The organism is Bradyrhizobium sp. CB3481 (genome assembly GCF_029714305.1).
Taxonomy (GTDB): domain Bacteria; phylum Pseudomonadota; class Alphaproteobacteria; order Rhizobiales; family Xanthobacteraceae; genus Bradyrhizobium.
The window spans coordinates 4,665,342-4,686,882 of record NZ_CP121647.1; the positions used below are offsets into that span (position 1 = coordinate 4,665,342).

Annotated in this window: 25 protein-coding genes; 10 read left to right on the forward strand and 15 right to left on the reverse strand. The window is 63.6% G+C overall.

The features are described from left to right. Nucleotides 1-48 precede the first annotated feature (48 nt). The 8 genes from mltG to QA643_RS22805 form a co-directional block, all read right to left on the reverse strand. Nucleotides 49-1,326 carry an endolytic transglycosylase MltG gene (gene mltG / locus QA643_RS22770; protein ID WP_283028133.1) on the reverse strand — a complete coding sequence of 426 codons (1,278 nt, stop codon included), beginning with the start codon at nucleotides 1,324-1,326 and terminating at the stop codon, nucleotides 49-51. A 126-nt stretch (nucleotides 1,327-1,452) separates the two neighbouring features. Continuing rightward, nucleotides 1,453-2,718, reverse strand: coding sequence for a beta-ketoacyl-ACP synthase II (gene fabF, locus QA643_RS22775; RefSeq protein ID WP_283028134.1), 1,266 nt, complete (start codon nucleotides 2,716-2,718; stop codon nucleotides 1,453-1,455). A gap of 97 nt (nucleotides 2,719-2,815) precedes the next feature. Beyond that, complete coding sequence (locus tag QA643_RS22780) at nucleotides 2,816-3,055, reverse strand: acyl carrier protein (RefSeq protein ID WP_002716125.1); 240 nt, start codon at nucleotides 3,053-3,055, stop codon at nucleotides 2,816-2,818. 303 nt (nucleotides 3,056-3,358) lie between these two features. Beyond that, nucleotides 3,359-4,096, reverse strand: a complete 738-nt coding sequence (fabG, locus tag QA643_RS22785; RefSeq protein WP_283028135.1) for a 3-oxoacyl-[acyl-carrier-protein] reductase — start codon at nucleotides 4,094-4,096, stop codon at nucleotides 3,359-3,361. 21 nt (nucleotides 4,097-4,117) lie between these two features. Further along, nucleotides 4,118-5,071, reverse strand: coding sequence for an ACP S-malonyltransferase (gene fabD / locus QA643_RS22790; RefSeq protein ID WP_283028136.1), 954 nt, complete (start codon nucleotides 5,069-5,071; stop codon nucleotides 4,118-4,120). A gap of 108 nt (nucleotides 5,072-5,179) precedes the next feature. Next, a complete protein-coding gene (locus tag QA643_RS22795; RefSeq protein ID WP_283028137.1) occupies nucleotides 5,180-5,806 on the reverse strand; it encodes a LysE family translocator in 627 nt (208 codons plus the stop codon). 51 nt (nucleotides 5,807-5,857) lie between these two features. After that, nucleotides 5,858-6,883: a fatty acid desaturase family protein gene (locus QA643_RS22800; RefSeq protein ID WP_283028138.1), complete on the reverse strand. Its 1,026-nt coding sequence runs from the start codon at nucleotides 6,881-6,883 to the stop codon at nucleotides 5,858-5,860. Next, on the reverse strand, nucleotides 6,880-7,593 hold the full coding sequence (locus QA643_RS22805) for a TetR/AcrR family transcriptional regulator C-terminal domain-containing protein (protein WP_283028139.1): 714 nt from the start codon (nucleotides 7,591-7,593) through the stop codon (nucleotides 6,880-6,882). Before QA643_RS22805 ends, QA643_RS22800 begins: the two co-directional genes overlap by 4 nt. Before the next feature lie 396 nt (nucleotides 7,594-7,989). Here QA643_RS22805 and rpsF point away from each other — a divergent pair, with 396 nt between their 5' ends. The 4 genes from rpsF (at nucleotide 7,990) to rplI (ending at nucleotide 10,440) form a co-directional block, all read left to right on the forward strand. Continuing rightward, complete coding sequence (rpsF, locus tag QA643_RS22810; RefSeq protein WP_171579966.1) at nucleotides 7,990-8,460, forward strand: 30S ribosomal protein S6; 471 nt, start codon at nucleotides 7,990-7,992, stop codon at nucleotides 8,458-8,460. Nucleotides 8,461-8,465: 5 nt separating this feature from the next. Continuing rightward, nucleotides 8,466-8,705 carry a 30S ribosomal protein S18 gene (rpsR, locus tag QA643_RS22815; protein ID WP_011441353.1) on the forward strand — a complete coding sequence of 80 codons (240 nt, stop codon included), beginning with the start codon at nucleotides 8,466-8,468 and terminating at the stop codon, nucleotides 8,703-8,705. 121 nt (nucleotides 8,706-8,826) lie between these two features. After that, complete coding sequence (locus QA643_RS22820; RefSeq protein ID WP_283028140.1) at nucleotides 8,827-9,792, forward strand: hypothetical protein; 966 nt, start codon at nucleotides 8,827-8,829, stop codon at nucleotides 9,790-9,792. A gap of 48 nt (nucleotides 9,793-9,840) precedes the next feature. Beyond that, on the forward strand, nucleotides 9,841-10,440 hold the full coding sequence (gene rplI / locus QA643_RS22825) for a 50S ribosomal protein L9 (RefSeq protein ID WP_283028141.1): 600 nt from the start codon (nucleotides 9,841-9,843) through the stop codon (nucleotides 10,438-10,440). 44 nt (nucleotides 10,441-10,484) lie between these two features. On the opposite strand, the gene QA643_RS22830 is transcribed toward rplI, so the two are convergent. The 3 genes from QA643_RS22830 to QA643_RS22840 all read right to left on the reverse strand — a co-directional run bounded on the left by QA643_RS22830 (nucleotide 10,485) and on the right by QA643_RS22840 (nucleotide 12,659). Then, on the reverse strand, nucleotides 10,485-10,949 hold the full coding sequence (locus QA643_RS22830; protein WP_283028142.1) for a PaaI family thioesterase: 465 nt from the start codon (nucleotides 10,947-10,949) through the stop codon (nucleotides 10,485-10,487). Continuing rightward, entirely contained in the window at nucleotides 10,946-11,551 is a 606-nt protein-coding gene (locus tag QA643_RS22835; RefSeq protein ID WP_283028143.1) for a TetR/AcrR family transcriptional regulator, read from the reverse strand. Before QA643_RS22835 ends, QA643_RS22830 begins: the two co-directional genes overlap by 4 nt. Nucleotides 11,552-11,651: 100 nt before the next feature. Then, entirely contained in the window at nucleotides 11,652-12,659 is a 1,008-nt protein-coding gene (locus QA643_RS22840) for a hypothetical protein (RefSeq protein WP_283028144.1), read from the reverse strand. Between the two features lie 258 nt (nucleotides 12,660-12,917). Here QA643_RS22840 and QA643_RS22845 point away from each other — a divergent pair, with 258 nt between their 5' ends. After that, nucleotides 12,918-14,168: a cyclopropane-fatty-acyl-phospholipid synthase family protein gene (locus QA643_RS22845; protein ID WP_283028145.1), complete on the forward strand. Its 1,251-nt coding sequence runs from the start codon at nucleotides 12,918-12,920 to the stop codon at nucleotides 14,166-14,168. An 18-nt stretch (nucleotides 14,169-14,186) separates the two neighbouring features. Here QA643_RS22845 and QA643_RS22850 read toward each other — a convergent pair whose 3' ends face one another. Continuing rightward, nucleotides 14,187-14,489, reverse strand: a complete 303-nt coding sequence (locus QA643_RS22850; RefSeq protein WP_283028146.1) for a hypothetical protein — start codon at nucleotides 14,487-14,489, stop codon at nucleotides 14,187-14,189. 481 nt (nucleotides 14,490-14,970) lie between these two features. Here QA643_RS22850 and QA643_RS22855 point away from each other — a divergent pair, with 481 nt between their 5' ends. Both QA643_RS22855 and alr read left to right on the forward strand, forming a co-directional pair. Next, nucleotides 14,971-16,473, forward strand: coding sequence for a replicative DNA helicase (locus QA643_RS22855; protein WP_283028147.1), 1,503 nt, complete (start codon nucleotides 14,971-14,973; stop codon nucleotides 16,471-16,473). 52 nt (nucleotides 16,474-16,525) lie between these two features. Further along, a complete protein-coding gene (gene alr / locus QA643_RS22860; protein ID WP_283028148.1) occupies nucleotides 16,526-17,761 on the forward strand; it encodes an alanine racemase in 1,236 nt (411 codons plus the stop codon). Between the two features lie 35 nt (nucleotides 17,762-17,796). Here alr and QA643_RS22865 read toward each other — a convergent pair whose 3' ends face one another. Then, complete coding sequence (locus tag QA643_RS22865; protein WP_283028149.1) at nucleotides 17,797-18,018, reverse strand: cysteine rich repeat-containing protein; 222 nt, start codon at nucleotides 18,016-18,018, stop codon at nucleotides 17,797-17,799. Nucleotides 18,019-18,067: 49 nt separating this feature from the next. Between QA643_RS22865 and QA643_RS22870 the strand changes: the two genes are divergently transcribed. Further along, the gene (locus QA643_RS22870; RefSeq protein WP_283028150.1) at nucleotides 18,068-18,838 is read left to right on the forward strand and encodes an exodeoxyribonuclease III; all 771 of its coding nucleotides are present in this window, start codon (nucleotides 18,068-18,070) and stop codon (nucleotides 18,836-18,838) included. A 68-nt stretch (nucleotides 18,839-18,906) separates the two neighbouring features. Here QA643_RS22870 and QA643_RS22875 read toward each other — a convergent pair whose 3' ends face one another. Beyond that, on the reverse strand, nucleotides 18,907-19,356 hold the full coding sequence (locus tag QA643_RS22875) for a cupin domain-containing protein (RefSeq protein ID WP_283028151.1): 450 nt from the start codon (nucleotides 19,354-19,356) through the stop codon (nucleotides 18,907-18,909). A gap of 163 nt (nucleotides 19,357-19,519) precedes the next feature. On the opposite strand from QA643_RS22875, the gene QA643_RS22880 reads away from it, so the two are divergent. Beyond that, nucleotides 19,520-20,248, forward strand: a complete 729-nt coding sequence (locus QA643_RS22880) for an adenylate/guanylate cyclase domain-containing protein (protein WP_283034893.1) — start codon at nucleotides 19,520-19,522, stop codon at nucleotides 20,246-20,248. 21 nt (nucleotides 20,249-20,269) lie between these two features. Here QA643_RS22880 and QA643_RS22885 read toward each other — a convergent pair whose 3' ends face one another. Next, entirely contained in the window at nucleotides 20,270-20,638 is a 369-nt protein-coding gene (locus QA643_RS22885; RefSeq protein ID WP_283028152.1) for a GFA family protein, read from the reverse strand. A gap of 88 nt (nucleotides 20,639-20,726) precedes the next feature. Here QA643_RS22885 and QA643_RS22890 point away from each other — a divergent pair, with 88 nt between their 5' ends. Next, complete coding sequence (locus tag QA643_RS22890; RefSeq protein ID WP_283028153.1) at nucleotides 20,727-21,449, forward strand: sulfite exporter TauE/SafE family protein; 723 nt, start codon at nucleotides 20,727-20,729, stop codon at nucleotides 21,447-21,449. Nucleotides 21,450-21,541 lie beyond the last annotated feature (92 nt).

The window sequence follows — 21,541 nt, forward strand, 5'->3', positions numbered from 1 at the left end:
GAATTGCGTTCCGGCCCTGGCAGCAAATCCCGCGCGGGCCGGCCGGTTTCAGCGCTGCACGACCGGTGGCGTCGTGGTCGACTGCGCAGCGCCCTGGCGGGCCGGTGCGGTCGCCGGTGCCGCAGGACGGGCGGGCGGCTTTTTCGCCGGCGCCGAAGGCCGCGTCGTCGCGGTTGGATTGGTGTCGGCCGGACTGGCGGCCGTGGGCGGCGGCGCGTCTTCAGACGGCTCGACGGTGTCGTTCTGGATCTGCTTTTCAAGCGCGCGCAGCTTGGCGACGTTTTTCTGGTGCGCGTCGTAGGTCTCGGTGAAGGCGTGCCCGCCGGTGCCATCGGCGACGAAGAATAGGTCCCGTGTGCGCGCCGGATTGGCGGCGGCTTCAAGCGAGGCGCGGCCCGGATTGGCGATCGGTCCGGGCGGCAGGCCCTCGATCACATAGGTGTTGTAGGGCGACGGCTGGGTGATCTCGCTGCGCTTGATCGGCCGGCCGAGCGTTCCCTTGCCGCCGACCAGGCCGTAAATGATGGTCGGGTCCGACTGCAGCTTGATCCTCTGTTTGAGGCGATTGGTGAATACCGCCGCGACGCGGCTGCGCTCGTCGGCCCGACCGGTTTCCTTCTCGATGATTGAGGCGAGTGTAATGAGCTGCTCCGGCGAGCGGACCGGAACGTCCGGATTGCGGCGCTCCCAGATTTCCGCGAGCACCCGCTTCTGGCTCTGTTGCAAGCGGTGGATCACCTGTTCGCGCGTGGTGCCGCGCGGAAACTTGTAGGTTTCCGGCAGCAGCGTGCCCTCGCGCGGCATTTCCCGCACCGAGCCCGCGAAGATGTCGTTGTCGATCAGCCGCGTTACGATCTGTTCGGAGGTCAGGCCTTCGGGAATCGTGACGGCGTGCTGCACCACCTTGCCCTCGACGATGGTGGCGATGACGTCGCGCAGGCTGGCATTCTTCTGGAAGGAATACTCGCCCGGCTTGAGATCGGAGCTTGCCTTCAGCGCAAACACGCCGCCGATGAAGGCCCAGGGACTGACGTTGACCACCCCTTCGCGCAGCAGCACATCGGCGATATCGCGCTTGCCGGCCCGCGTCGGAATGTTGACGATCTTGTCTTCTTGCAGCGGTCCCGGCGTTTCCAGGATCTGCCTGCCGTAATAATACGCCGTTCCCGCCCCGATCATCAGGATGATCAGGATGGTGAAGATGGCATTGCCGACCACCACGAACGGATTGCGGGCGCGCTCCGACCGCTTCGGCGGCGGCGGCACCTGCTCGGGCTCCAGCGCAGCGCGCGGACTTCGCGGTGAAATGGGCGGCCTCTCACTCATCGATGCAACCTGAATCCTGCCGGTTCAATCGCGGCCCGGCAATCCCCTGCCCAGCCGATAGCATACGCCCGCTCGTAGAAGTCATCGCCGAATACGGCAAAACGGTGGAGTAGTTATAAACACTTACTAGTTTGCCACACGCCGTACGATTACGGAGGCGTTCGTCCCTCCGAAACCGAAGGAATTCGACAGTGCGACGGCAATCTCGCGCTTGCGCGCCGTCTGCGGCACCAGATCGATCGCCGTTTCCACCGACGGGTTTTCCAAATTGATCGTGGGCGGAGCAATATTATCGCGAATCGCAAGGATGCTGAAAATGGCTTCGATCGCGCCGGCCGCACCGAGCAGGTGTCCGGTCGACGATTTCGTCGACGACATCGACACCTTGGAAGCGGCGTTGCCGAGCAGCCGCTCCACGGCGCCGAGCTCGATCTCATCGCCGATCTGCGTCGAAGTACCGTGGGCGTTGATATAGTCGATATCCGATACCGCGATGCCGGCGCGCTTGATCGCCGCGCTCATGCTGCGGAAGCCGCCATCGCCGTCCGGCGATGGCGAGGTGATGTGATAGGCGTCGCCCGACAGGCCGTAGCCGATCACTTCGCAATAGATGCGCGCGCCACGCTTCTTGGCGTGCTCATATTCCTCGAGCACCACGACGCCGGCACCCTCGCCCATCACGAATCCGTCGCGGCCCTTGTCGTAGGGTCGCGAGGCCTTTTGCGGCGTCTCGTTGTAGCCGGTCGAGAGCGCGCGCGCGGCGCAGAAGCCCGCCATTGCCAGCCGGCAGATCGGCGATTCCGTGCCGCCTGCGACCATCACATCGGCATCGCCGAGCGCAATGAGGCGGGCACCGTCACCGATCGCATGCGCGCCGGTCGAGCACGCCGTCACCACGGAATGATTCGGCCCCTTCAGGCCATGCTCGATCGAGACATAACCGGAAGCCAGATTGATCAGCCGTCCCGGAATGAAGAACGGCGATACCCGGCGCGGACCGCGTTCCTTCAGCAGCAGCGAGGTCTCGGCGATGCCGGACAGGCCGCCAATGCCCGAGCCGATCAGCGTGCCGGTCGCGCACTTGTCTTCCTCGGTCGAGGGATGCCAGCCCGCGTCATCGAGCGCCTGGCGCGCCGCCGCCATCGCAAAGATGATGAAGTCGTCGACCTTGCGCTGTTCTTTCGGCTCCATCCACTGGTCGGGATTGAAAGTGCCGTCAGAGCCATCGCCGCGCGGAATCACGCAGGCGATCTGGCTGGCGAGGTCGGAAACTTCGAACGTGTCGATCTTCTTGGCGCCGCTCTGGCCGTCGAGGATGCGCGCCCACGTTGTGTCAACGCCGCAGCCGAGCGGCGTAACCATGCCCAGCCCCGTGACGACAACACGTCTCATGTCAAAAACTCCAGCCGGAAAGCAGTGACCAAAAACAAGAAACCGGGGGACCGTTCGACCACGGCCCGTCCGGCTCTGTCTCTACCCGCCCGGGACGTCAGCTCTTCGCGTTCTTCTCGAGAAACTTGGTCGCGTCGCCAACAGTCAAGATCGTCTCGGCTGCGTCATCCGGAATCTCGCAACCGAACTCTTCCTCAAATGCCATCACGAGCTCGACGGTGTCGAGACTGTCGGCGCCGAGGTCATCGATGAAACTTGCGCTGTCGACAACCTTTTCGGGTTCAACACCGAGGTGTTCGACCACAATCTTCTTAACCCGCTCGCCAATCTCACTCATCTTCAACCTCGTGCTTGTTCCATTGGACCCGACCCCAAGACGCTACAAAGACGCTACGAGCTATCGTGGTCGTTAAACTTCCTTCGCTATCGCGCATAGTCTTGGTTCGGCCCGATGGTAGCCGACAAAGCCCCGGCGAACGGCAGGCGTTGCCACGCCAATATACAGGGTTTCAAATTCCTGCAATGGCCTTGTTTGCCCATCCGTCGGGGGTTCGGTTACCATACTTCCCAAGCCTTGACTACAAGCCTCCACCGCCTCCGAAAACGGCCTTTGGCCGCATTGATCGGGGCAATAACTCGCTCAAATCATGGCCATTCCACCGTTGACGTGAATCGTCTGGCCGGTCACGTAAGCCGCCTCGTTCGAGGCGAGATAGACCGCTGCCCCGGCGATGTCCTCCGGCGTCCCCAGCCGCGCCGCAGGAACCTTCGCCAGGATGGCCTCGCGCTGCTTGTCATTGAGCGCGTCGGTCATCGGCGTCTTGATGAACCCTGGTGCAATGCAATTGGCCGTTACGTTGCGCTTGGCATATTCCGCGCCCAGCGTCTTGATCAGGCCGATGATGCCGGCTTTTGAGGCGGTGTAGTTGGCCTGGCCCGGATTGCCGGTCACGCCGACGATCGAGGTGATCGCAATGATCCGGCCGAAGCGCTTGCGCATCATCAGCTTTGTTGCAGCGCGTGCAAGGCGGAAGGTCGCGGTCAGGTTGACCTGGATGACGTCGTCCCAATCCTCGTCGCGCAACTGCACGAAGAGATTGTCGCGCGTGATGCCGGCATTGGCGATCAGAATATCGACCTGCCCCATCGCGGCCTCCGCCGCCGGGACCAGGCCCTCGACCTGCGCGGTCTCGGAGAGATTGCACGGCAGCACGTGGACGCGCTCGCCAAGCTTGGCGGCAAAGGAGTCCAGCACCTCGCGGCGCGTGCCTGAGATCGCCACCGTCGCGCCCTGGCCATGCAACGCCTGCGCGATCGCTCCGCCAATACCACCGGTGGCACCGGTGACCAGCGCTGTCCTGCCTGTCAAATCGAACATCATTGTCTCCTTCCGGCAGCTTCAGGCCGAAGCCGCCAATGCATCCTTGGCGGCGGCAATATCGTTGGGTCCGCCAACCGGCACGCCGACGGCGCCGTCAGCGATGCGCTTGACCAGGCCGCTTAGCACCTTTCCCGCCCCGATTTCGAAGAACCGCGTGACGCCGTGCGCCGCCATATAGGCTACCGACTCGCGCCAACGGACGGTGCCGGTGACCTGCTCGATCAGCCGGCGGCGAATCTCGTCGGGATCGGTGATCGGCGCCGCCAGCACGTTCGACACCAGCGGCGAAGCCGGCGCCTTGATCGTCACGCCCGACAGCGCCTCCGCCATCGCGTCGGCTGCGGGTTGCATCAGCTTGCAGTGGAAAGGCGCTGACACCGGCAGCAGCAGGGCGCGCTTGGCGCCCTTGGCCTTGGCGATCTCGACGGCGCGATCGACCGCCGCCTTGTCGCCGGAAACCACCACCTGCCCGCCGCCATTGTCGTTGGCGGCTTGGCAAACCTGCCCCTGCGCAGCTTCGCCGGCAACCGCCATCGCGGCCTCATAATCGAGCCCGAGCAGCGCCGCCATCGCGCCGGCGCCGACCGGCACCGCTTTTTGCATTGCAAGACCACGGGTGCGCAGCAGACGTGCGGTATCACTGACACTGAGGCTGCCGGCGGCGGCCAGCGCGGAATATTCGCCGAGCGAATGACCGGCCACGAAGGCCGCATCCCGCCCGACGGAAAAGCCCGCCTCGGTCTCGAGCACCCGCAGTGTGGCGATCGAGACCGCCATCAGGGCCGGCTGGGCATTTTCGGTGAGTTGGAGGGTCTCGGCCGGGCCATCCCAGATGGTAGCAGTCAGCTTTTCGCCGAGCGCCGAATCAACCTCGTCGAACACCGCCCGCGCGGCCGGAAAGGCCTCTGCCAGGGCCTTGCCCATGCCGACCGCCTGGGAACCCTGTCCCGGAAACGTAAATGCAGCCGTCATCGGGCGCTCCCTCGTTAGAATGGGCCGTAAGACACTGACCGAGGCCGGGATGTCAAGCCGCGCTGCGGGACGGCGCACGCTGCGGGAAGATCGGGAATTGAGGCAGGCTCAGCGTTCCTGCAGCGCCAAACGGACACCCAGCGCACAATAGATGCCGCCAACCGCCTTGCCCTGCCATTTCAATACAGCGGGATTCCGGCGGAGGAAGCTGCCGAGGCCTCCTGCACAGACGGCGAAGACCACCGTGCTGACAAGTCCCAACAGGACAAACAGGATGCCCAGAATGGTGAGTTGAAGCATGACCGATCCATTCTCAGGCGCAACAAACTGGGGAAGGAAGGCGAGGAAGAAAAGTGCCGTCTTTGGATTCAGCACCTCGGCCAGAATGGCCTGCCTGAATGCCTTGCCTGCCGGGATCGGCAGCGCGCTGGCCGCCAGATTTGCCGGCGCTTTCTCGAGAATTGCACGAATGCCGAGGTAAACGAGATACGCCGCACCAATGTATTTGATGATGCTGAACAGCAGCGCCGAAGTCGCGATGATCGCCGAGATGCCGACGATCGCCATGAAAGTATGGATAAGGTCGCCAGCGGCGATCCCGACGCCGGTAGCTATCCCCACTTTCGTGCCCGAACTAGTGGCCCGTGCCACCGTCAGGAGCGTGGCGGGACCTGGGATGAATACAAAGCCCAGCACGACTGCTCCATAAGCAACCAAGGTGGTCAGGTCGATCATCGGCTGGCTCCTTTCACGCACTCAGTGAGCGACGAGAGAGACGTCCGGGTCCTAAAACCCGCCTGCCGCCTGGTCGCCGCCAATCTCGGCGCCGGCCCGCGCCCGGCGTGCGATGCTCGCCAGTTTCCCAGGGCGATCCTCATGATCTGGCCTCGCGGTCGCCATCCGCAGCACGGCGGCATAGTTCGGTTGTACCTCCATCCTCCCCGCGTAGCGGCTTTCAGACAAGATGCAGTGCACGCGCGGCAGGTTGTAGCAGGGCACATAGAACAGCAGATGATGTTCGAGGTGGTAGTTGACGTAATACGGCGCGATGAACAGCCGCTCCAGGAAGTTCGCACGCGTGGTGCGGGTATTGCGCAGCGGATCGCTCGAGTCGGGAACGACGGCATGCTCGGCAATGTTGCGGATCCGGGTAATCACCATTTGCCAGGTGAGCAGCGGCAACAGCCACAGCAGCGGATAGGCCCACCACACGCCGGCGGCGGCAAGGCCGGCGAACAGCGCGGCATTGACGACGCATTGCGGGCCGAGCTTTTCCCAGAAATGCGCGGCGCGCCGCGCGAGGGGCCATTCCTTCGGACCGAGCGCATTGAGGAACTGCGCCTTGCGCTGCTGGTAACCGGTCTGCCCGGTGATGTCGCGGAAGAACTTGCGGCGATAGCTCACCTTCGTGATCGGAAACGGCGCCGATAGGATCAAATCCGGATCGTCTTCCTGCTGCGTGCGCGCATGGTGCTGCAGGTGATAGCGGCGGTAGGCGCGTGTCTCGGCGAAGATCGGATAGGCGCAAAACCATTGGCTGAGCGTCAAATTGAGCTTCTCGTCTGCCGAAAGGCATCCATGCGCGCCGTCATGCATCAGGATGGCAAGCCCGAGCTGGCGCGAGCCGATGATGCCGACCGCGAGCAGAAAGGTCAGCGGGTTGGGCCACCACGCGACCAGCGCGATCGAGCCCAGGATCAACGCCCAGGCATGCGTGATCAGCGCCGCACCCTTCCAGGTGAAGCGCTCGCGCACTGTGATCAATTCGTCCTCGCTGAGGAAATCGCGGGCACGCATGCGAAGTGCTGTCATCTCTCGCTCTCCCCTTCCGATGCTTCTTCGGTCACGCCGCTGCCGACGAGGCGCAGCCTGTTGCCGGTCGCCTTGGCGGCGGCCTGATCGCCCAGCACGCGCAGCATCTCGGCGGCCATTTCCTCGGACGACCGGCCCATCGCAAATCCCTCGACCGTCACGCCGATGGCGAGTGCCCAGAATCGCCGCGAGGATGCATCGGGATCGCGCAAGCTGCGCCAGCCGTGGCGCTCGATCTGCTCTGCATAGGCGCGCATGCCCTCGGCATGCAGCCGCTCGATGGTGCGCTCCACCAGCGGTGCGAGATCGGGCCTGCGCCGCGTCAGGGTCAGCGCCTCGGCGAAGAAAGCGACGGAATCGGTTGCCGTGACGGTCTCAACCAACGCGCGGGTGTAGTCCCGCGGCGTCTGCGCCCGCAATGCGGCCTGCTCGGTGGCGCGCGCAACATAGAGCATGTCGCGGCAGGCGGCCTCGACGAACAGCGCCTCCTTGGTGCGGAAGTAATAGGTGATCTGGCTTGGGAAAGCGTCTGCGGCGGCTGCGATATCCGAGATCGAGGTCCCGGCGAGGCCGCGCTCCTTGAACAGCCGGCTTGCGCCATCCAGCAGCAGCGAGCGCATTCTGCGCCCAGCCGTACGCGTGGCGCGCACGGCGTGCTTGGGGTCGCCGGAAATCGGCTCGGCCGCCGTGTCGGTCCGCTTCGGGTCCATCGGCCCCTCCTCCGGTTATTTGTATGTCATACAAACAAATAACTCAAGGCCTATATTCGCCTCCCCCCTTGCGGGACCCTGGGGCTACTGTGCATGGGGTTGTTTTCCAGAAAACGAGAATGGAGCCGGTTCTCGTCAGGACCGGGCTGTTCCGGGCCAGGCGCGTCCTTCGGCTTGCCATTCCGGCCAAAATCCTTATAAGGCGCGCATCCGCAGATCCCGGCCGGGAGCTGAACGGACGGTCTCAGCAATCGCTCCTCATCTGGCGTTTTTGATGTGACAGGGCCAGTCGGCCCGTCGTCCCGTGCTTCCGCCTTCTGAGCATTATCGAGTCCTTTCCGAAGGTCTCGAAGGGCTTGCCGTCGGGAGATGCGCTAACTCTAGGAAAGGACACCCATGCCTCTTTACGAGCATGTTTTTCTCGCGCGTCAGGATGCGAGCACCCAGCAGGTCGAAGAGCTGACCACCCAGATGACGGGCATCGTCGAAGGGCTCGGCGGCAAGGTCACCAAGACCGAGAACTGGGGCGTGCGCTCCCTCACCTATCGCATGAACAAGAATCGCAAGGCACACTTCGTGCTGATGAACATCGATGCGCCCTCTGCTGCGGTCACCGAGATCGAGCGCCAGGAGCGAATCTCCGAAGACGTCATCCGCTACCTCACCGTCCGCGTCGAAGAGCACGAGGAAGGCCCCTCGGCGATGATGCGCAAGGCCGATCGTGACCGCGAGCGCGACGATCGCGGCGGCGGTTTCCGTGGCGACCGCGAAGGCGGCTTCCGTGGCGATCGTGAAGGCGGTGGCTTCCGCGGCGACCGCGGCCCGCGCCGTCCGCGTGAAGACGACGCAGCAGCGGTAGAGGAGTAAGAATCATGGCTGAAGCTGGTGCACGCCGTCCGTTTTTCCGTCGCCGCAAGACCTGCCCGTTCACGGGTCCGAACGCGCCGAAGATCGACTACAAGGATTCCAAGCTGCTGATGCGTTACGTCTCCGAGCGCGGCAAGATCGTGCCGAGCCGCATCACCGCCGTCTCCGCCAAGAAGCAGCGCGAACTCGCGCGCGCCATCAAGCGCGCCCGTTTCCTCGGCCTGCTGCCGTACGTCATTCGCTAAGAGATCCTGGTCCGCGGCGTTCGCGCCGTGGACCTTCATATTCATAAGGCTTCCGGGTCGTCCGGTCGCCGATGGTTGGGGCCAGGTGGCCTCTAACCGCTCGAAAGGAGCGGGACAGCTGATGATCGCGATTGTCCTCATTGGTCTTGCCGCCGGCGCTGCGTCGGTGCTGATGTTCGCCTCGACAGTGTCGGGCGTGCACATCTCGCTGCTGCTTTCCCTTCTCGCACCGCTGCCGCTCATGGTGGCAGCGCTCGGATGGGGCCCGCTGGGCGCAACCATCGGCGGCATCGCGGCCGCTTCGGGATTCGGCCTTATTTTCGGCCTTCGCTATTGCATCGCCTTCGCGATCGCAGTGGCGCTGCCCGCCTGGTGGCTTGGCCATCTGGCTCTGCTGGGACGGCCGCTGACCGGAGCCGCCCCGGGCAACGGCTCGGCGCCGGCTACACCTCAATTCGAATGGTATCCCCTCGGCCGAATCCTGCTCTGGATCGCGGGCTTTGCCATGCTGTCTTCCGCCACGTCGCTGGCGTTCGGCAAGGGCGGCGACGCCACCACCGCGGCCCTCCGCAACGCGCTGCTGCAGGCTTTTCCTGCGCGCGAGGGCCTGTCGACAGGCGAAATCGAACGGCTCGTCGACGCGATGATGACTATCTTGCGAGGCCTGTCGGCGGTGTTTGTCGGCATGACTCTCACGCTCAACCTTTGGCTCGCTGCGAAGATATCCGCGATATCCGGGATGCTGCGCCGCCCCTGGCCAGACGTGACGAGCACGGTGTTGCCGCCGATGACGCTGGTCGCGCTGTCCGTCGCTCTGGCGTTTTGCTTCGTCGACGGAATATTCGGAGTGCTGGCGCAGATCGTCGCCGCCGCGCTCATGATGGCTTACGCGCTGATCGGCCTTGCCGTCCTTCACACCGTGACTTGGACGTTGAAGAGCCGCCTGGTCTGGCTCACCTGCGCCTATGGGATGCTGGTGCTGTTGCCATGGCTCATCTTGCTGATCGCACTCGGAATTGCCGATACCGTCTTCGGACTTCGCCAACGCTACCTGCGCGGCAAACCTCCACCCCTGCCCGCATCCTGAAACTGCAACATCCACCCAATCGAATACGAACATCAAAGGAGAACGAAAATGGAAGTCATCTTGCTCGAACGCGTCGCCAAGCTCGGTCAGATGGGCGAAGTCGTCCGCGTCCGCGACGGCTATGCCCGCAACTTTCTGCTCAAGCGCGGCAAGGCGCTGCGCGCCACCGCCGACAACCGCGCCAAGTTCGACGGCATGAAGGCCGAGCTCGAGGCCAACAACCTCAAGGCCAAGGGCGAAGCGGAAAAGGTCGCGGAGAAGATCAACGGCCGCAACGTGATTGTGCTGCGTCAGGCCTCGGAATCCGGCCAGCTGTTCGGCTCGGTCAGCGTGCGCGACATCATCACGTCCTTCGAGGCCGACGGTGTCACCATCAGCCGCAGCCAGGTGCTGCTCGATGCGCCGATCAAGACCATCGGCAAGCACGAGATCAACATCGCCGTCCACCCCGAGGTCGAAGTCGCCGTCAGCGTCACCGTGGCGCGCAGCGCCGATGAGGCCGAGCGCATCAACCGTGGCGAGGACATCTCGACCCGTCAGGAAGACCAGGACGCCGCCGCCGAGGCGATCGCCGCTGCCGGCGAGTTCTTCGATCCGGAAGCCCAGCACGACGAGGTCGCGCCGGCGCCGGCTGCGACCGAGAAGTAACGCGCGTTTCGTTTCAGCGCGATCACGACGTCAAGCCCGGCCCCTCAGGCCGGGCTTGAGATTCTGGCAGCCGCCTTCTCGTCGAGCATGGCGATCGAGGCGAGCGCGGTCGCGGTGTGCTTCTCGACGCCATCGGTGACGCAGAACACGTCGGCTGCGACCACGGCGACCTGGCGTCCGGGCTTGATCACACGTGCCCGGCAGATCAGGCGTTCGCCGGCTGCCGGCGACAGCAGGTTCAGTTTGTACTCCGCGGTCAGCGCCGGCTGGCCGCGCGAAGTCGCAGCCGCAATCGTGGTGGCGTTATCGACCAGGAAGGCCGTGACGCCGCCGTGGAACAGGCCATTCTGCTGCAGCAGTTCTGGCCGGCGGTCGACCGCAAGCGTACAGGTGCCCCGCGTCAATTCGGCCAGTTCTGCCCCAACATGATTCATAAAACCCTGGCGGCCGACATTGTCGCGAATGCGCGTCGCGATCGGCGCGAAGTCTGGGTCGGCATTCGCATTCATGCGGTTTCTCCTGGCTTTTGGATCGCATCGGGCGCAACCACCGCGCGGATGGCACAGGCGATCAGGATTTCAGCTTGCTCTCTCGGATCCGAGCGGTCGCGGCCCGACAGAAAGGCGCGGCAGAAAATCTGTGCCGGCCCGATGATCTGACTGAAGAAGACGGGCGACGTCATCGGCAGCAATTCGCCGCGCGCGACCAGTGGCGCGCGCCATCGCTCGACCGCTTCGGCAAGGCGCGAATTCTGGGCGCGCTGCGCGCCACGCACCTCTTCCGTCCATTCGCTGCGGGAAATCTCGAACAGGTAGCGCGCCTCGCGCCGGGAGTTCACGACCCATTCCAGGTGCGCGCGGATCAGACGGGCGACCCCCTCCCGGGCACCGCAGGAATCATCGACCGCCGCGATGATGGCGGCGTGGTAGCGGGCGAGAATTTCCAGGAACAGCGTGCCGGCTAGCTCTTTCTTCGAACCGAAGAAGTGGAAAAAGCTGCCGTTGGATGCTCGCGCGCGGCTGCGAATGGCAGCCACCGTAGCGCCGTCGAAACCGTCGCGATCGAAGACCGCCAATCCCGCCGCCAGCAGATCCTCGCGTGCCGTCGTCACCAGCACCGCCTCCCACATAACTAGACGGCCACTCTAGAGTAATGCTCTAGAAATGGTCAAGCGACGTCGTAGTGGCGGATGGCCTGCAAATGGAGAACCGCTAGCGGGAAATGGGCGGAGCCGGCGGGCCGGAGGACGCGGGAGGCGAAGCGGGTGCCGTAGCCTCCACCGACGAAGGTGGCGCGGGTGACGGCGCTGCTGAGGAATTCGCATCCGGCTCGGGCGCGGTCGTTGAAGAAGCGGCCGGCGGCGGATCAGACCGCAGCGGCGCCTGCTCGCTGCCAACGCTGTCCCTGGAAGAGTCTACTTTGGCGCTATCCGATTGGACGTCACGGGACGGCCTTTCGGAATCGACAGCGGGCTTCGCCGCCTCGCTGTCCGGCTTCTCTACGTCGCGCTTTATCGCATCAGTTTTGGCCGGATCGACCGCAGAGGTTTCAGGCTTGACGGTATCCCGCGAGACATCCTCTTTGGCGGACTCGCTGCGGACCGGCTCGTCGGATTTCGGCGGCTCTTCGATGGCGGCTGGCTTGGCGCGGCGGCCTCGCTTCTGCTTGACGTCCGATTTGCTATCGGTGGCGGCCCGCACCGGCGGCGCGCGACCGTCGGGCGAATCGGAAGCCTCGGGTGCCGGGTGCGGCCGGGCCACGCGGTCGCGGCCCCGGCGTCGGCCCTCGCCTTGCGGCGGGGTCGCCTCACCATCCGGCCGGGAAGCTTCCTGGGCGGGAGCCGGCGGCTGCCGGCGGCCAAACCGCTCAGGCTGGTCCGGCCTCGCGTCCTGCTTGGCGTCCTTTTGCCTGGCGTCCTTCTTCGCCTGCTCCTTGCTCTGATACCTGGGATCAGCCGCCCCGTTGGAGATCAGGTAGGACGAGAGCACCGAGGCCATGTCGGAGCCCGTCGTATAATGCTGGCGCAGGAAACCCGGCAATGACGAAGCCGCCGTGTTCTTCAGCAGCCCTCGCGGGCTCTTGTGGCAGGCGCTACAGGTGCTCGAGAATATCTGGGACGGGCTCTTGCCGGCGTCGAGATTTTCGGCGGCCGATACGCCTGCTGTGAGGCAGCCGATCAGGAGCGTCACCGTCGCTAAACTGAGCGCTCGGCTCAACATCCCTGCATTCTCCGGAAGTGGAATCGCTGCCCGCAGCCCACAAGGTGGACGGCGGCGGGGTCACCTTTTAGCCGATTATGACGCGAATGGAAGCGCGCTTATTACGCATCTGCGTGAGTGTGACATTTGAGAATATCCACTTTGAGTCCAACGCCCTAGCATCAAGGCACTATCGTACTTATGATAATCTTGATCCATCCATGGAACCAAACGTTCCGGGATGCGTAGGTATAAGGGTATCGCTCCATTGGTGTCTCGATGGACCGGTTGTTGCGTTATTTCTTAAGCCAATTCATTCGTCGCGGTGCGATAACATTCACGACCGCGAGCGGGACAAGATTTACCTGCGGAGATCGAACCGGCCCCTCGGTGGCGGCGCGGTTCCTGACCGAGCGGACCCAGCGCCGCATTCTCCTCAATCCGGAACTGGCGCTCGGCGAAGCTTATATGGACGGCACATTCGTCGTTGAAAACGGCACCATCGCGGACGTGCTGGCGATTGTGCTCGACCAGCCCGAAATGGTGCCGCATTGGGCCAAGTTGCAATGGTGGCTGCGCTATTTCGTAAGGCACTTCCGGCAATTCAACTGGCGCGGCCGGGCGAAAAACAACGTCGCCCACCACTACGACCTCGACGGGCGGCTCTACTCCCTCTTCCTCGACGCCGACAAGCAATATAGCTGCGCCTATTTCGAAACGCCGGATGCGACGCTGGATGATGCCCAGCTCGCCAAGAAGCGTCATCTCGCGGCCAAGCTCCTGATCAAGCGCGGCAACCGCGTGCTCGATATCGGCTCGGGCTGGGGCGGTCTTGGCCTTTACCTGGCCGAAATGACCGGCGCGGACGTCACAGGCATCACGCTCTCGACCGAGCAATTGCAGATCTCGAACGCCCGCGCCGCCGAGCGGAACCTGGCGCAGTCGGCAAGGTTCCTGCTCAGCGATTACCGCGATATTGACGGCCCCTTCGATCGCGTCATCTCGGTCGGCATGTTCGAACATGTCGGGGTCGACTTTTACGAGACCTTTTTCCGGCGTTGCGCCGAGCTGCTGTCGGACGACGGCGTCATCCTGCTACATTCGATCGGCCGCTCGACCGGCCCCGACGTGACCAGCCCGTGGATCACCAAATACATCTTCCCGGGCGGCTACATTCCCGCCCTTTCCGAGGTCATCCCCGCGATCGAGAAGGCCGGCCTTCTGGTCTGCGACATCGAGATCCTGCGCCTGCACTACGCGGAAACGCTGAAGGCCTGGCGCGATCGCTTCATGGCACGGCGTGAAGAGGCGGTGCGCCTCTATGACGAGCGCTTTGCGCGGATGTGGGAATTCTATCTGGCGGCGTCGGAGATGTCGTTCCGTAAGCAGAACCTGATGAATTTCCAGATCCAGCTTACCAAGCGCCAGGGGATCGTGCCGATGACGCGCGATTACATCACACGGGAAGAAGCCAGGTTGCGTGGGGAGGAACTCGGACGGAAGCCGCGGCTGCAATTGGCGGGCGAATAAGCCGTCACGAGCTGCGCGTCAGTTTCGCAGGCTGTAGGTCGATGCAAAAGACGAAGGCGCGAGCGCCGGACGGGCAAGCTGGGCACGCACGGTTGCAAGTAACTGGGCATCACAGGGCACGGCACGCCGGTCCGGGCGCGAAATCTGTTCCATGGTCTGGATCAGCTTCGACAGCCACGAGCGCTGGCCGCTAGCTGATCGCCATCCCTGCACTTGCTGACCCATCGCCCTGTCCTTCCGGTCCGTTGCTACTGGCAACTCGAAAATCGCCAGGCCGTTCCCGATATCGTAACCCAACCATTGTGCGGCGAAGAAAATCACATCCGATGTGATCTACTTCACAGAAGGTCTTCCCGGCCCGCCGTAAATCTACGGACATGAGCCAGCCGACCTACCGAGCCCCGTTCGACTCCGACATCCGGATCGACTACGCCTTGATCGCAGCAGGGATTGCCGCCACCCTGTTCGCGTTCATCTACTTGATGCTGATTTGATCAACGCTTAAGGCCGAGGCTCGAAAACACCTCTCGCCTTCGGATGGGTCTGCCCAAGTCGAGGTAAGGTTCAGGCTTCCCTAAGATATTGCTTGGCATTTTCGCGGAGCATGGCCCCAAACCGTCCGGCTTTCCGGCTGAATGGGCGTCAAGCTCGGCGGCCGGCGCGCGCCGGATTCATCCACATTTTTGAAGAACGGTGCATAGCGGTCAGCTTTTGCTTCCGCTTTGCCCGGGACAGGCGCTTCATCGCGGCCCCTCACAGAAATGCTGGCAACGCCTAAAAACGAGAAGCATAAGCTGACGCCATGGCACCGATTGATTCGAACGTTCTCAAGCTCGCTCCCGACGCGGGAACTCCGGTTTACCGGAGCGCGCCGCACAATATCGAAGCGGAACAGAGCCTCTTGGGCGCCATTCTGGTCAACAATGACGCGTTCTACCGGGTGTCCGACTTCCTGGAAGCGAAGCACTTCTTCGAGCCGATCCACCAGACCATCTTCGAGACCGCCGGCAGCCTGATCCGGATGGGCAAGGTCGCCACCCCCGTGACGTTGAAGACCTTCCTGCCTGCCGACACCGATATCGGCGGCATGACGGTCGGCCAATACCTCGCACGCCTCGCCGCCGAAGCCACCACGATCATCAACGCGCAGGACTATGGCCGCACCGTCTATGACATGTCGCTGCGCCGCGACCTGATCCGGATCGGCGAGGACATGGTCAACGTCGCCTTCGACGCGCCGGTCGACTTCACCCCGCGCACCCAGATCGAGGACGCCGAGCGCCAACTCTACGAGCTTGCCGAGTCCGGCCGCTACGAAGGCGGCTTCCAGCGTTTCTCGCAGGCGATGAAAGTCGCCCTCGACATGGCGGCCAATGCGTACCAGCGCGACGGCAAGCTCTCCGGCATCTCTACGGGCCTGCGTGATCTGGACTCGAAGATGGGCGGCCTGCAGCGGTCCGACTTGATCATCCTGGCCGGCCGTCCCGGCATGGGCAAAACCTCGCTGGCCACCAATATCGCTTATAACATTGCCAGAGCATACCAACCGGAGACCAAGGCCGACGGCACCACGACGGCCGCCAATGGCGGCGTTGTCGGCTTCTACTCCTGCGAAATGTCGGCCGAGCAGCTCGCCACGCGTATTCTCGCCGAGCAAACCCGTATTGCCTCAAGCATGATCCGCCGCGGCGGCATCAAACAGGAAGAATTCGACAAGATTCGCGACTATACGATCGAGCTGGAGCACTTGCCGCTATACGTCGACGAGACGGGCGGCCTTTCAATTTCGCAACTGACGGCGCGCGCCCGGCGGCTAAAGCGGCAGCGTGGCCTCGACGTCATCGTCGTCGACTACATCCAGCTGCTTCAAGGCTCGGGCAAGCGCGGCAATGACAACCGCGTCCAGGAAGTCACGGAAATCACCACCAGCCTGAAGGCGCTCGCCAAGGAGCTCAACGTTCCGATCATCGCCTTGTCGCAGCTCTCGCGCCAGGTCGAGAACCGCGACGACAAGCATCCGCAACTGTCGGACCTGCGTGAATCCGGCTCGATCGAACAGGACGCGGACGTCGTGCTCTTCGTCTATCGCGAAGAGTATTATCTGCAGAACAAGGAGCCCAAGCCCGGCACCCCCGAGCATGAGAAGTGGAAGCTCGACATGGAGCTCGCTCACGGCAAGGCCGAGGTCATCATCGCCAAGCAGCGCCACGGGCCAACGGGCACGGTCCCACTGCAATTCGAAGGGCAATACACCCGGTTCAGCGATTTCATCGAAGAGGACAATCTGCCCTACCGCGTGCCGTGATTGGGCTTTCGGCGCAGTTGAACCGTAGCGTTCCGCCGCGTAAAACGGTGGCATGAACGTCGCCGCCGATCCCAAATCCATGCCGCAAGGCACCCTGCTCTCGCCCAACGCGAACCAGGCCGCCGCGCTTGCGACCGCAACCGGCGTGCTGACGGTCGATCTCGACGCCATCGTCGCCAATTGGCGAAAGCTCGAGAAGACGGCCGTGCCGGCCGAGTGCGCCGGTGTCGTCAAGGCGGATGCCTATGGCTGCGGCGCCGCGCAGGTCGCCCGCGCCCTTGCCGGTGCCGGCTGCAAGACATTTTTCGTCGCCACGCTGGATGAAGCGCGCGTCGTCCGCGCCGCGGTGCCGGGGGCGGCGCTCTATGTGCTCGGCGGCTTCTTCCAGAACAGCGGCCCCGCCTATGCCGAGATCGACTGCAAGCCTGTGATCGGCGACCTCAACGAGCTTGCCGAATGGGACGTGTTCTGCCGCCGCTCGGGCTGGTCAGGTGGCGCGGCCATTCACATCGATACCGGCATGAACCGGCTCGGCCTCACCGTGACCGAGGCGCAGGGCATTATCCCGCGGATCAATGCCGGCGATCACGGCATTACGCTGGTGATGAGCCATCTCGCTTCCGCCGAGCTGCTCAACAATCCCGCCAACGCTCGTCAGCTCACTGCCTTCCGCGAGATCGCAAGCCTCTTCTCCGGCGTGCCGGCCTCGCTGGCGAATTCGTCCGGCATTTTCTTGGGGCCCCAATTCCAGTTCGACCTGGTGCGGCCGGGCTGCGCGCTCTACGGCATCAACCCGACCCCCGAAGCCGACAATCCGATGCAGCCGGTCGTCGAGTTGAAGGCCCGCATCGTGCAGATCCGCAACGTCGAGCGCGGCGAGACCGTCGGCTATGGCGGGACCTGGACCGCTCGGCGCCCGACCCGCTTGGCAATCGTCGCCGCCGGATATGCCGATGGCTATTTCCGTGCGGCCAGCGCCAATGACGGTACCCGCGGCGCCGAGGTGGTGGTCGCGGGCAAGCGCTGCCCGGTCGCGGGACGGATTTCGATGGACCTGATGGCGGTCGATATCACCGATCTCGACAAGAACGCGGTACGGCGCGGCCACATGGCGACGCTGATCGGCGAGGGCATCACGGTTGACGAACTCGCCCACCATTATGGCACCATCGGCTACGAGGTGATGACCAGCCTCGGCCGGCGCTACGCGCGGATCTACAAGGGCGGCAATGCCGTTGCGGCCGCCCCTGCTCCACCCCCGGCGAAGCCGGCCGCAGCTTCGACTTAATCTTCGTTTCGCCCGGTTGCCTCGCGGCCGCTATCTCACTGCTTCTTCCGGCTCGCCAACACTTTCTTGCAGGCGTCGCTGAGCTGGCTCTGCTGCTTGTTCAGGCACGCGACGACACGGCCGCCGCCGGGCAGCGTACCGGCGCAATATTTGTCATAATCCGCCTTGCAGGCGCCGCGGCCGTCGCCGCTTTGAGCAATCGCGGATCCGGAGCATCCAATGGCGAGCAAGAAAACGGCAAGGCGCAGTGTCGGCATGGAATCTCCAGGTGTCAGGCGACGCATAGTGATGCCCGGCTAGTCCTACATGAAGATTGCGACCTTCAACATTAATAATGTCAACCGACGCTTGCCGAACCTGTTGCGCTGGCTGCGCGCGGCCAAACCCGACGTCGCTTGCTTGCAGGAGCTGAAATCGACCGATGCCGAGTTCCCGTTTCTGGCAATCGAAAAAGCTGGCTATGGCGCGGTGTGGCGCGGACAGAAAACCTGGAACGGCGTCGCCATCCTTGCCCGCAACACCGAGCCGGTGCTGACCCGGACCGCCCTGCCCGGCGACCGCGACGATGACGAAGCGCGCTACATCGAAGCTGCCGTCAACGGCATCCTCGTCACCAGCCTCTATCTGCCGAACGGCAACCCGCAGCCCGGCCCGAAATTCGACTACAAGCTCGACTGGTTCAGGCGGCTGCGGTCGCACGCGGGGAAACTGCTCAAGCAGGACATTCCCGTCGTGCTGGCCGGCGACTACAACGTCGCACCGACCGCCGCGGATATCTACCCGACAAAATCCTGGGACAAGGACGCGCTGATCCAGCCGAAAAGCCGCGCCGCCTTCAAGGCGCTGGTGGACCAGGGCTGGACCGACGCGATCCGCACCCTGCATCCGGAAAAACCGATGTTCACGTTCTGGGACTACAAGCGCAACCGCTGGCCACGTGATGCCGGATTACGGCTCGATCATCTCCTGCTGAGCCCGACGATCGCGCCACGCCTCGTCAAGGCCGGTGTCGATCGCAAGGTCCGCGGCGAGGAAGGCGCCAGCGACCACGCGCCGGCGTGGATCGTGCTGAGCTAGCGGCACAACACAGGGCGTGGACTACAAAATTGCGAAAACAACCCCATGCACAGTAGGCCTGGCTGCAGTCAGCCCTTCCGCGTGTGGCCCCAGGCCGCGTCCCAATCCTCGCCCGCCGCGTCGATGACGCGGCCGTCGGCCTCGAAGAACTTGTTCGGCACCTGGAAGATCGCCAGCATCAGCCCGCCTTCCGGGCACCATGCGACGTGACGGCTGCCCTCTTCGCGCCAGATGAATTCGCCTGCCTTGCATTCGATGCCCTGCGCCGGACCTTCCTTGTCGACGAGCGAGCCTTCGAGCACGTAGGTCTGCTCGATGTTGACGTGCTCGTGGTCGGGCAGCACCGCGCCCGGCGCAAACCGCATCAGCGCCGTCATCAGCCCGGTCTTGCGATCGAACAGCAGCGTCTTGGCTTCGCAACCGGGGAACCGGGTTTTCTGCCATTCCATGCTTGCGGGGCGAACCAGATGGGAATGCGTCTCAGCGGTCTGCGCCTTTGCCGGCGTCACGGCGTCCATTGGCATCCTCCGTTCTGATTATTTGGACGCGATCCTAGCAGCTTTGCCTTGCGCCGCCAGCCAGCCGGTGTGCGCTGCGGGACGCTGCCTTGCCCGCTCCCACTGCCAGTTATAGGATCGTCGCACCAGCCGCTCTCGTGGAGTACGGTTGAACATGGAAGCTCTGCAACATTCGTTCATTTGCAAAGGGTGCTGGGAGCAGATGCACATGCCGGTGGTGCTTCGCGGCGTGGCCTCGGCGCCCTATCGCGCATTCGGCATTCGCCCGAGCCGGATGAATCCGAATACCTGCACCATCTGCGAGCTGATGTTCACCAAGGTGATGCGAGCCCGCAAGATCACCATCGATGCGACCATCATGTTTGCCGATCTGCGCGGCTACACCAGCCTGTCGCAGTCGCAATCGGCGGATGCGGTCTCCGGGCTGCTCGACGCTTTCTACGATGAATGCGCCAGCGCGATCTGGCAGCACGACGGTCTGCTCAACAAGACCATCGGCGACGCCGTGATGGCGGTCTTCAATTTTCCGCTACAGCGGGAGGGGCACGCCAGGAACGCGGTGCTGGCCGCCCGTGAAATCCAGACGGCTTGGCGCGACCGGCGTGAGAGCCTTGCCAAAGCGCACGGCCTGAACGCAGACGAATTGGGGATCGGGATCGGCATCCATACCGGTGAACTCAGCTTCGGCGAGTTCGGCCATTCGCACCGCGATCTGACGGCGATCGGCACCGTCGTCAATACCGCCTCGCGCGCCCAGTCGGTTGCCGAAGCCGGCCAGATCCTGGTGACCAAGGCCGTATTCGATCGTTCGCAACCGGATTTGAAAGACAGCCCTTCGAAGCCATTCCAGCTCAAGGGATTTGATACGCCGGTCGAGCTTTACGCGGCCTGACGCGACGCTGGCAGCCGCCCCTCACCACAAGTTCTTGCCATCGATCACGGTCACCGGCACGGCATCGAGATCGAAATCATCGAAGAGACGCGAGTTGACGCCGACCTTGGGATTGTCGAAGTCCGGCTTGCCGGTCGACCAATCGGGCGATTCCGAATAGGTGCCGCAGCCGCAACTGGCGCAGAAATGATGCTTGACGGTGCGGCTGCCCCACAGATAAGTCGCGACATTTTCCGGCGGCGAGATCAGGCGAAATTGTGCCGGCTTGTAATAGGCCCACAGCGCGCCGCGCTTGGAGCACAGCGAGCAGGTGCAGCGCGTCACGTCGGCCGGCGCCTCGCTCACCTCGAATTGTGTCTGGCCGCAGTGGCAGCTTCCCTTGATCGGCACGATCGCCTCCTTTCCTCCTGATATCAGGACTCGTAACCTCTCGCTGCTGACACCATGATGTCAGCATCAGGAATCGCGAGATTTTAGGGTGGGCTTCCTTTTCGTCCTCATTGTCGGGCTTATCGCCGGCACCATCTCCGGCATCGTCGGCACGGGATCGTCGATCATGCTGATGCCGGTATTGGTCTATCAATATGGGCCGAAGGAGGCCGTTCCGATCATGGCGGTCGCGGCCGTGATGGCGAACCTCTCGCGCATTCTCGCGTGGTGGCGAGAGGTCGACTGGCGCGCCTGCCTGGCCTACTCGGCCACCGGGATTCCGGCCGCAGCGCTCGGCGCGCGGACGCTGCTGGCGCTGCCCTCGCATGCCGTCGATATCGCGATCGGCCTGTTTCTGATCGCGATGGTGCCGATCCGGCACTGGCTGGCGCGGCATCAGCTTAAAGCGCAGCTCTGGCATCTGGCGGTCGGTGGCGCTGTTATCGGCTATCTCACTGGCATCGTAGTTTCGACCGGCCCGCTCAGCGTGCCGCTGTTTCTGTTTTACGGGCTGACCAAGGGCGCTTTCCTGGCCACCGAAGCGGCAAGCTCGCTCGGGCTTTACTTGAGCAAATCGGTCACGTTCGAGCGTTTTGGCGCGCTGACACCAGATATCGCACTGAAAGGCCTGATTGCCGGCTCTTCCCTGATGTTCGGCGCCTTCATCGCCAAAGGCTTTGTGCTGCGGCTCAAGCCCGACGTCTTCCGGCTCTTGATGGATGGCATCATGCTGGTCGCCGGTCTCACCCTGCTATGGACGGCTTTTTCATAGCAACCAGACCAACGGCCTGAACCATCCGCCTGCGACGGGCGACCAAGTGACGCGTGTCACATCCAGTCCGCAGGTCACCATAGATCAATGCC

Coding starts and splice junctions, on each gene's coding strand:
- mltG (WP_283028133.1), bottom strand. CDS start 1,326: ATGAGTGAGAGGCCGCCCATTTCACCGCGAAGTCCGCGCGCTGCGCTG.
- fabF (WP_283028134.1), bottom strand. CDS start 2,718: ATGAGACGTGTTGTCGTCACGGGGCTGGGCATGGTTACGCCGCTCGGC.
- QA643_RS22780 (WP_002716125.1), bottom strand. CDS start 3,055: ATGAGTGAGATTGGCGAGCGGGTTAAGAAGATTGTGGTCGAACACCTC.
- fabG (WP_283028135.1), bottom strand. CDS start 4,096: ATGTTCGATTTGACAGGCAGGACAGCGCTGGTCACCGGTGCCACCGGT.
- fabD (WP_283028136.1), bottom strand. CDS start 5,071: ATGACGGCTGCATTTACGTTTCCGGGACAGGGTTCCCAGGCGGTCGGC.
- QA643_RS22795 (WP_283028137.1), bottom strand. CDS start 5,806: ATGATCGACCTGACCACCTTGGTTGCTTATGGAGCAGTCGTGCTGGGC.
- QA643_RS22800 (WP_283028138.1), bottom strand. CDS start 6,883: ATGACAGCACTTCGCATGCGTGCCCGCGATTTCCTCAGCGAGGACGAA.
- QA643_RS22805 (WP_283028139.1), bottom strand. CDS start 7,593: ATGGACCCGAAGCGGACCGACACGGCGGCCGAGCCGATTTCCGGCGAC.
- rpsF (WP_171579966.1), top strand. CDS start 7,990: ATGCCTCTTTACGAGCATGTTTTTCTCGCGCGTCAGGATGCGAGCACC.
- rpsR (WP_011441353.1), top strand. CDS start 8,466: ATGGCTGAAGCTGGTGCACGCCGTCCGTTTTTCCGTCGCCGCAAGACC.
- QA643_RS22820 (WP_283028140.1), top strand. CDS start 8,827: ATGATCGCGATTGTCCTCATTGGTCTTGCCGCCGGCGCTGCGTCGGTG.
- rplI (WP_283028141.1), top strand. CDS start 9,841: ATGGAAGTCATCTTGCTCGAACGCGTCGCCAAGCTCGGTCAGATGGGC.
- QA643_RS22830 (WP_283028142.1), bottom strand. CDS start 10,949: ATGAATGCGAATGCCGACCCAGACTTCGCGCCGATCGCGACGCGCATT.
- QA643_RS22840 (WP_283028144.1), bottom strand. CDS start 12,659: ATGTTGAGCCGAGCGCTCAGTTTAGCGACGGTGACGCTCCTGATCGGC.
- QA643_RS22845 (WP_283028145.1), top strand. CDS start 12,918: ATGGACCGGTTGTTGCGTTATTTCTTAAGCCAATTCATTCGTCGCGGT.
- QA643_RS22855 (WP_283028147.1), top strand. CDS start 14,971: ATGGCACCGATTGATTCGAACGTTCTCAAGCTCGCTCCCGACGCGGGA.
- alr (WP_283028148.1), top strand. CDS start 16,526: ATGAACGTCGCCGCCGATCCCAAATCCATGCCGCAAGGCACCCTGCTC.
- QA643_RS22865 (WP_283028149.1), bottom strand. CDS start 18,018: ATGCCGACACTGCGCCTTGCCGTTTTCTTGCTCGCCATTGGATGCTCC.
- QA643_RS22870 (WP_283028150.1), top strand. CDS start 18,068: ATGAAGATTGCGACCTTCAACATTAATAATGTCAACCGACGCTTGCCG.
- QA643_RS22875 (WP_283028151.1), bottom strand. CDS start 19,356: ATGGACGCCGTGACGCCGGCAAAGGCGCAGACCGCTGAGACGCATTCC.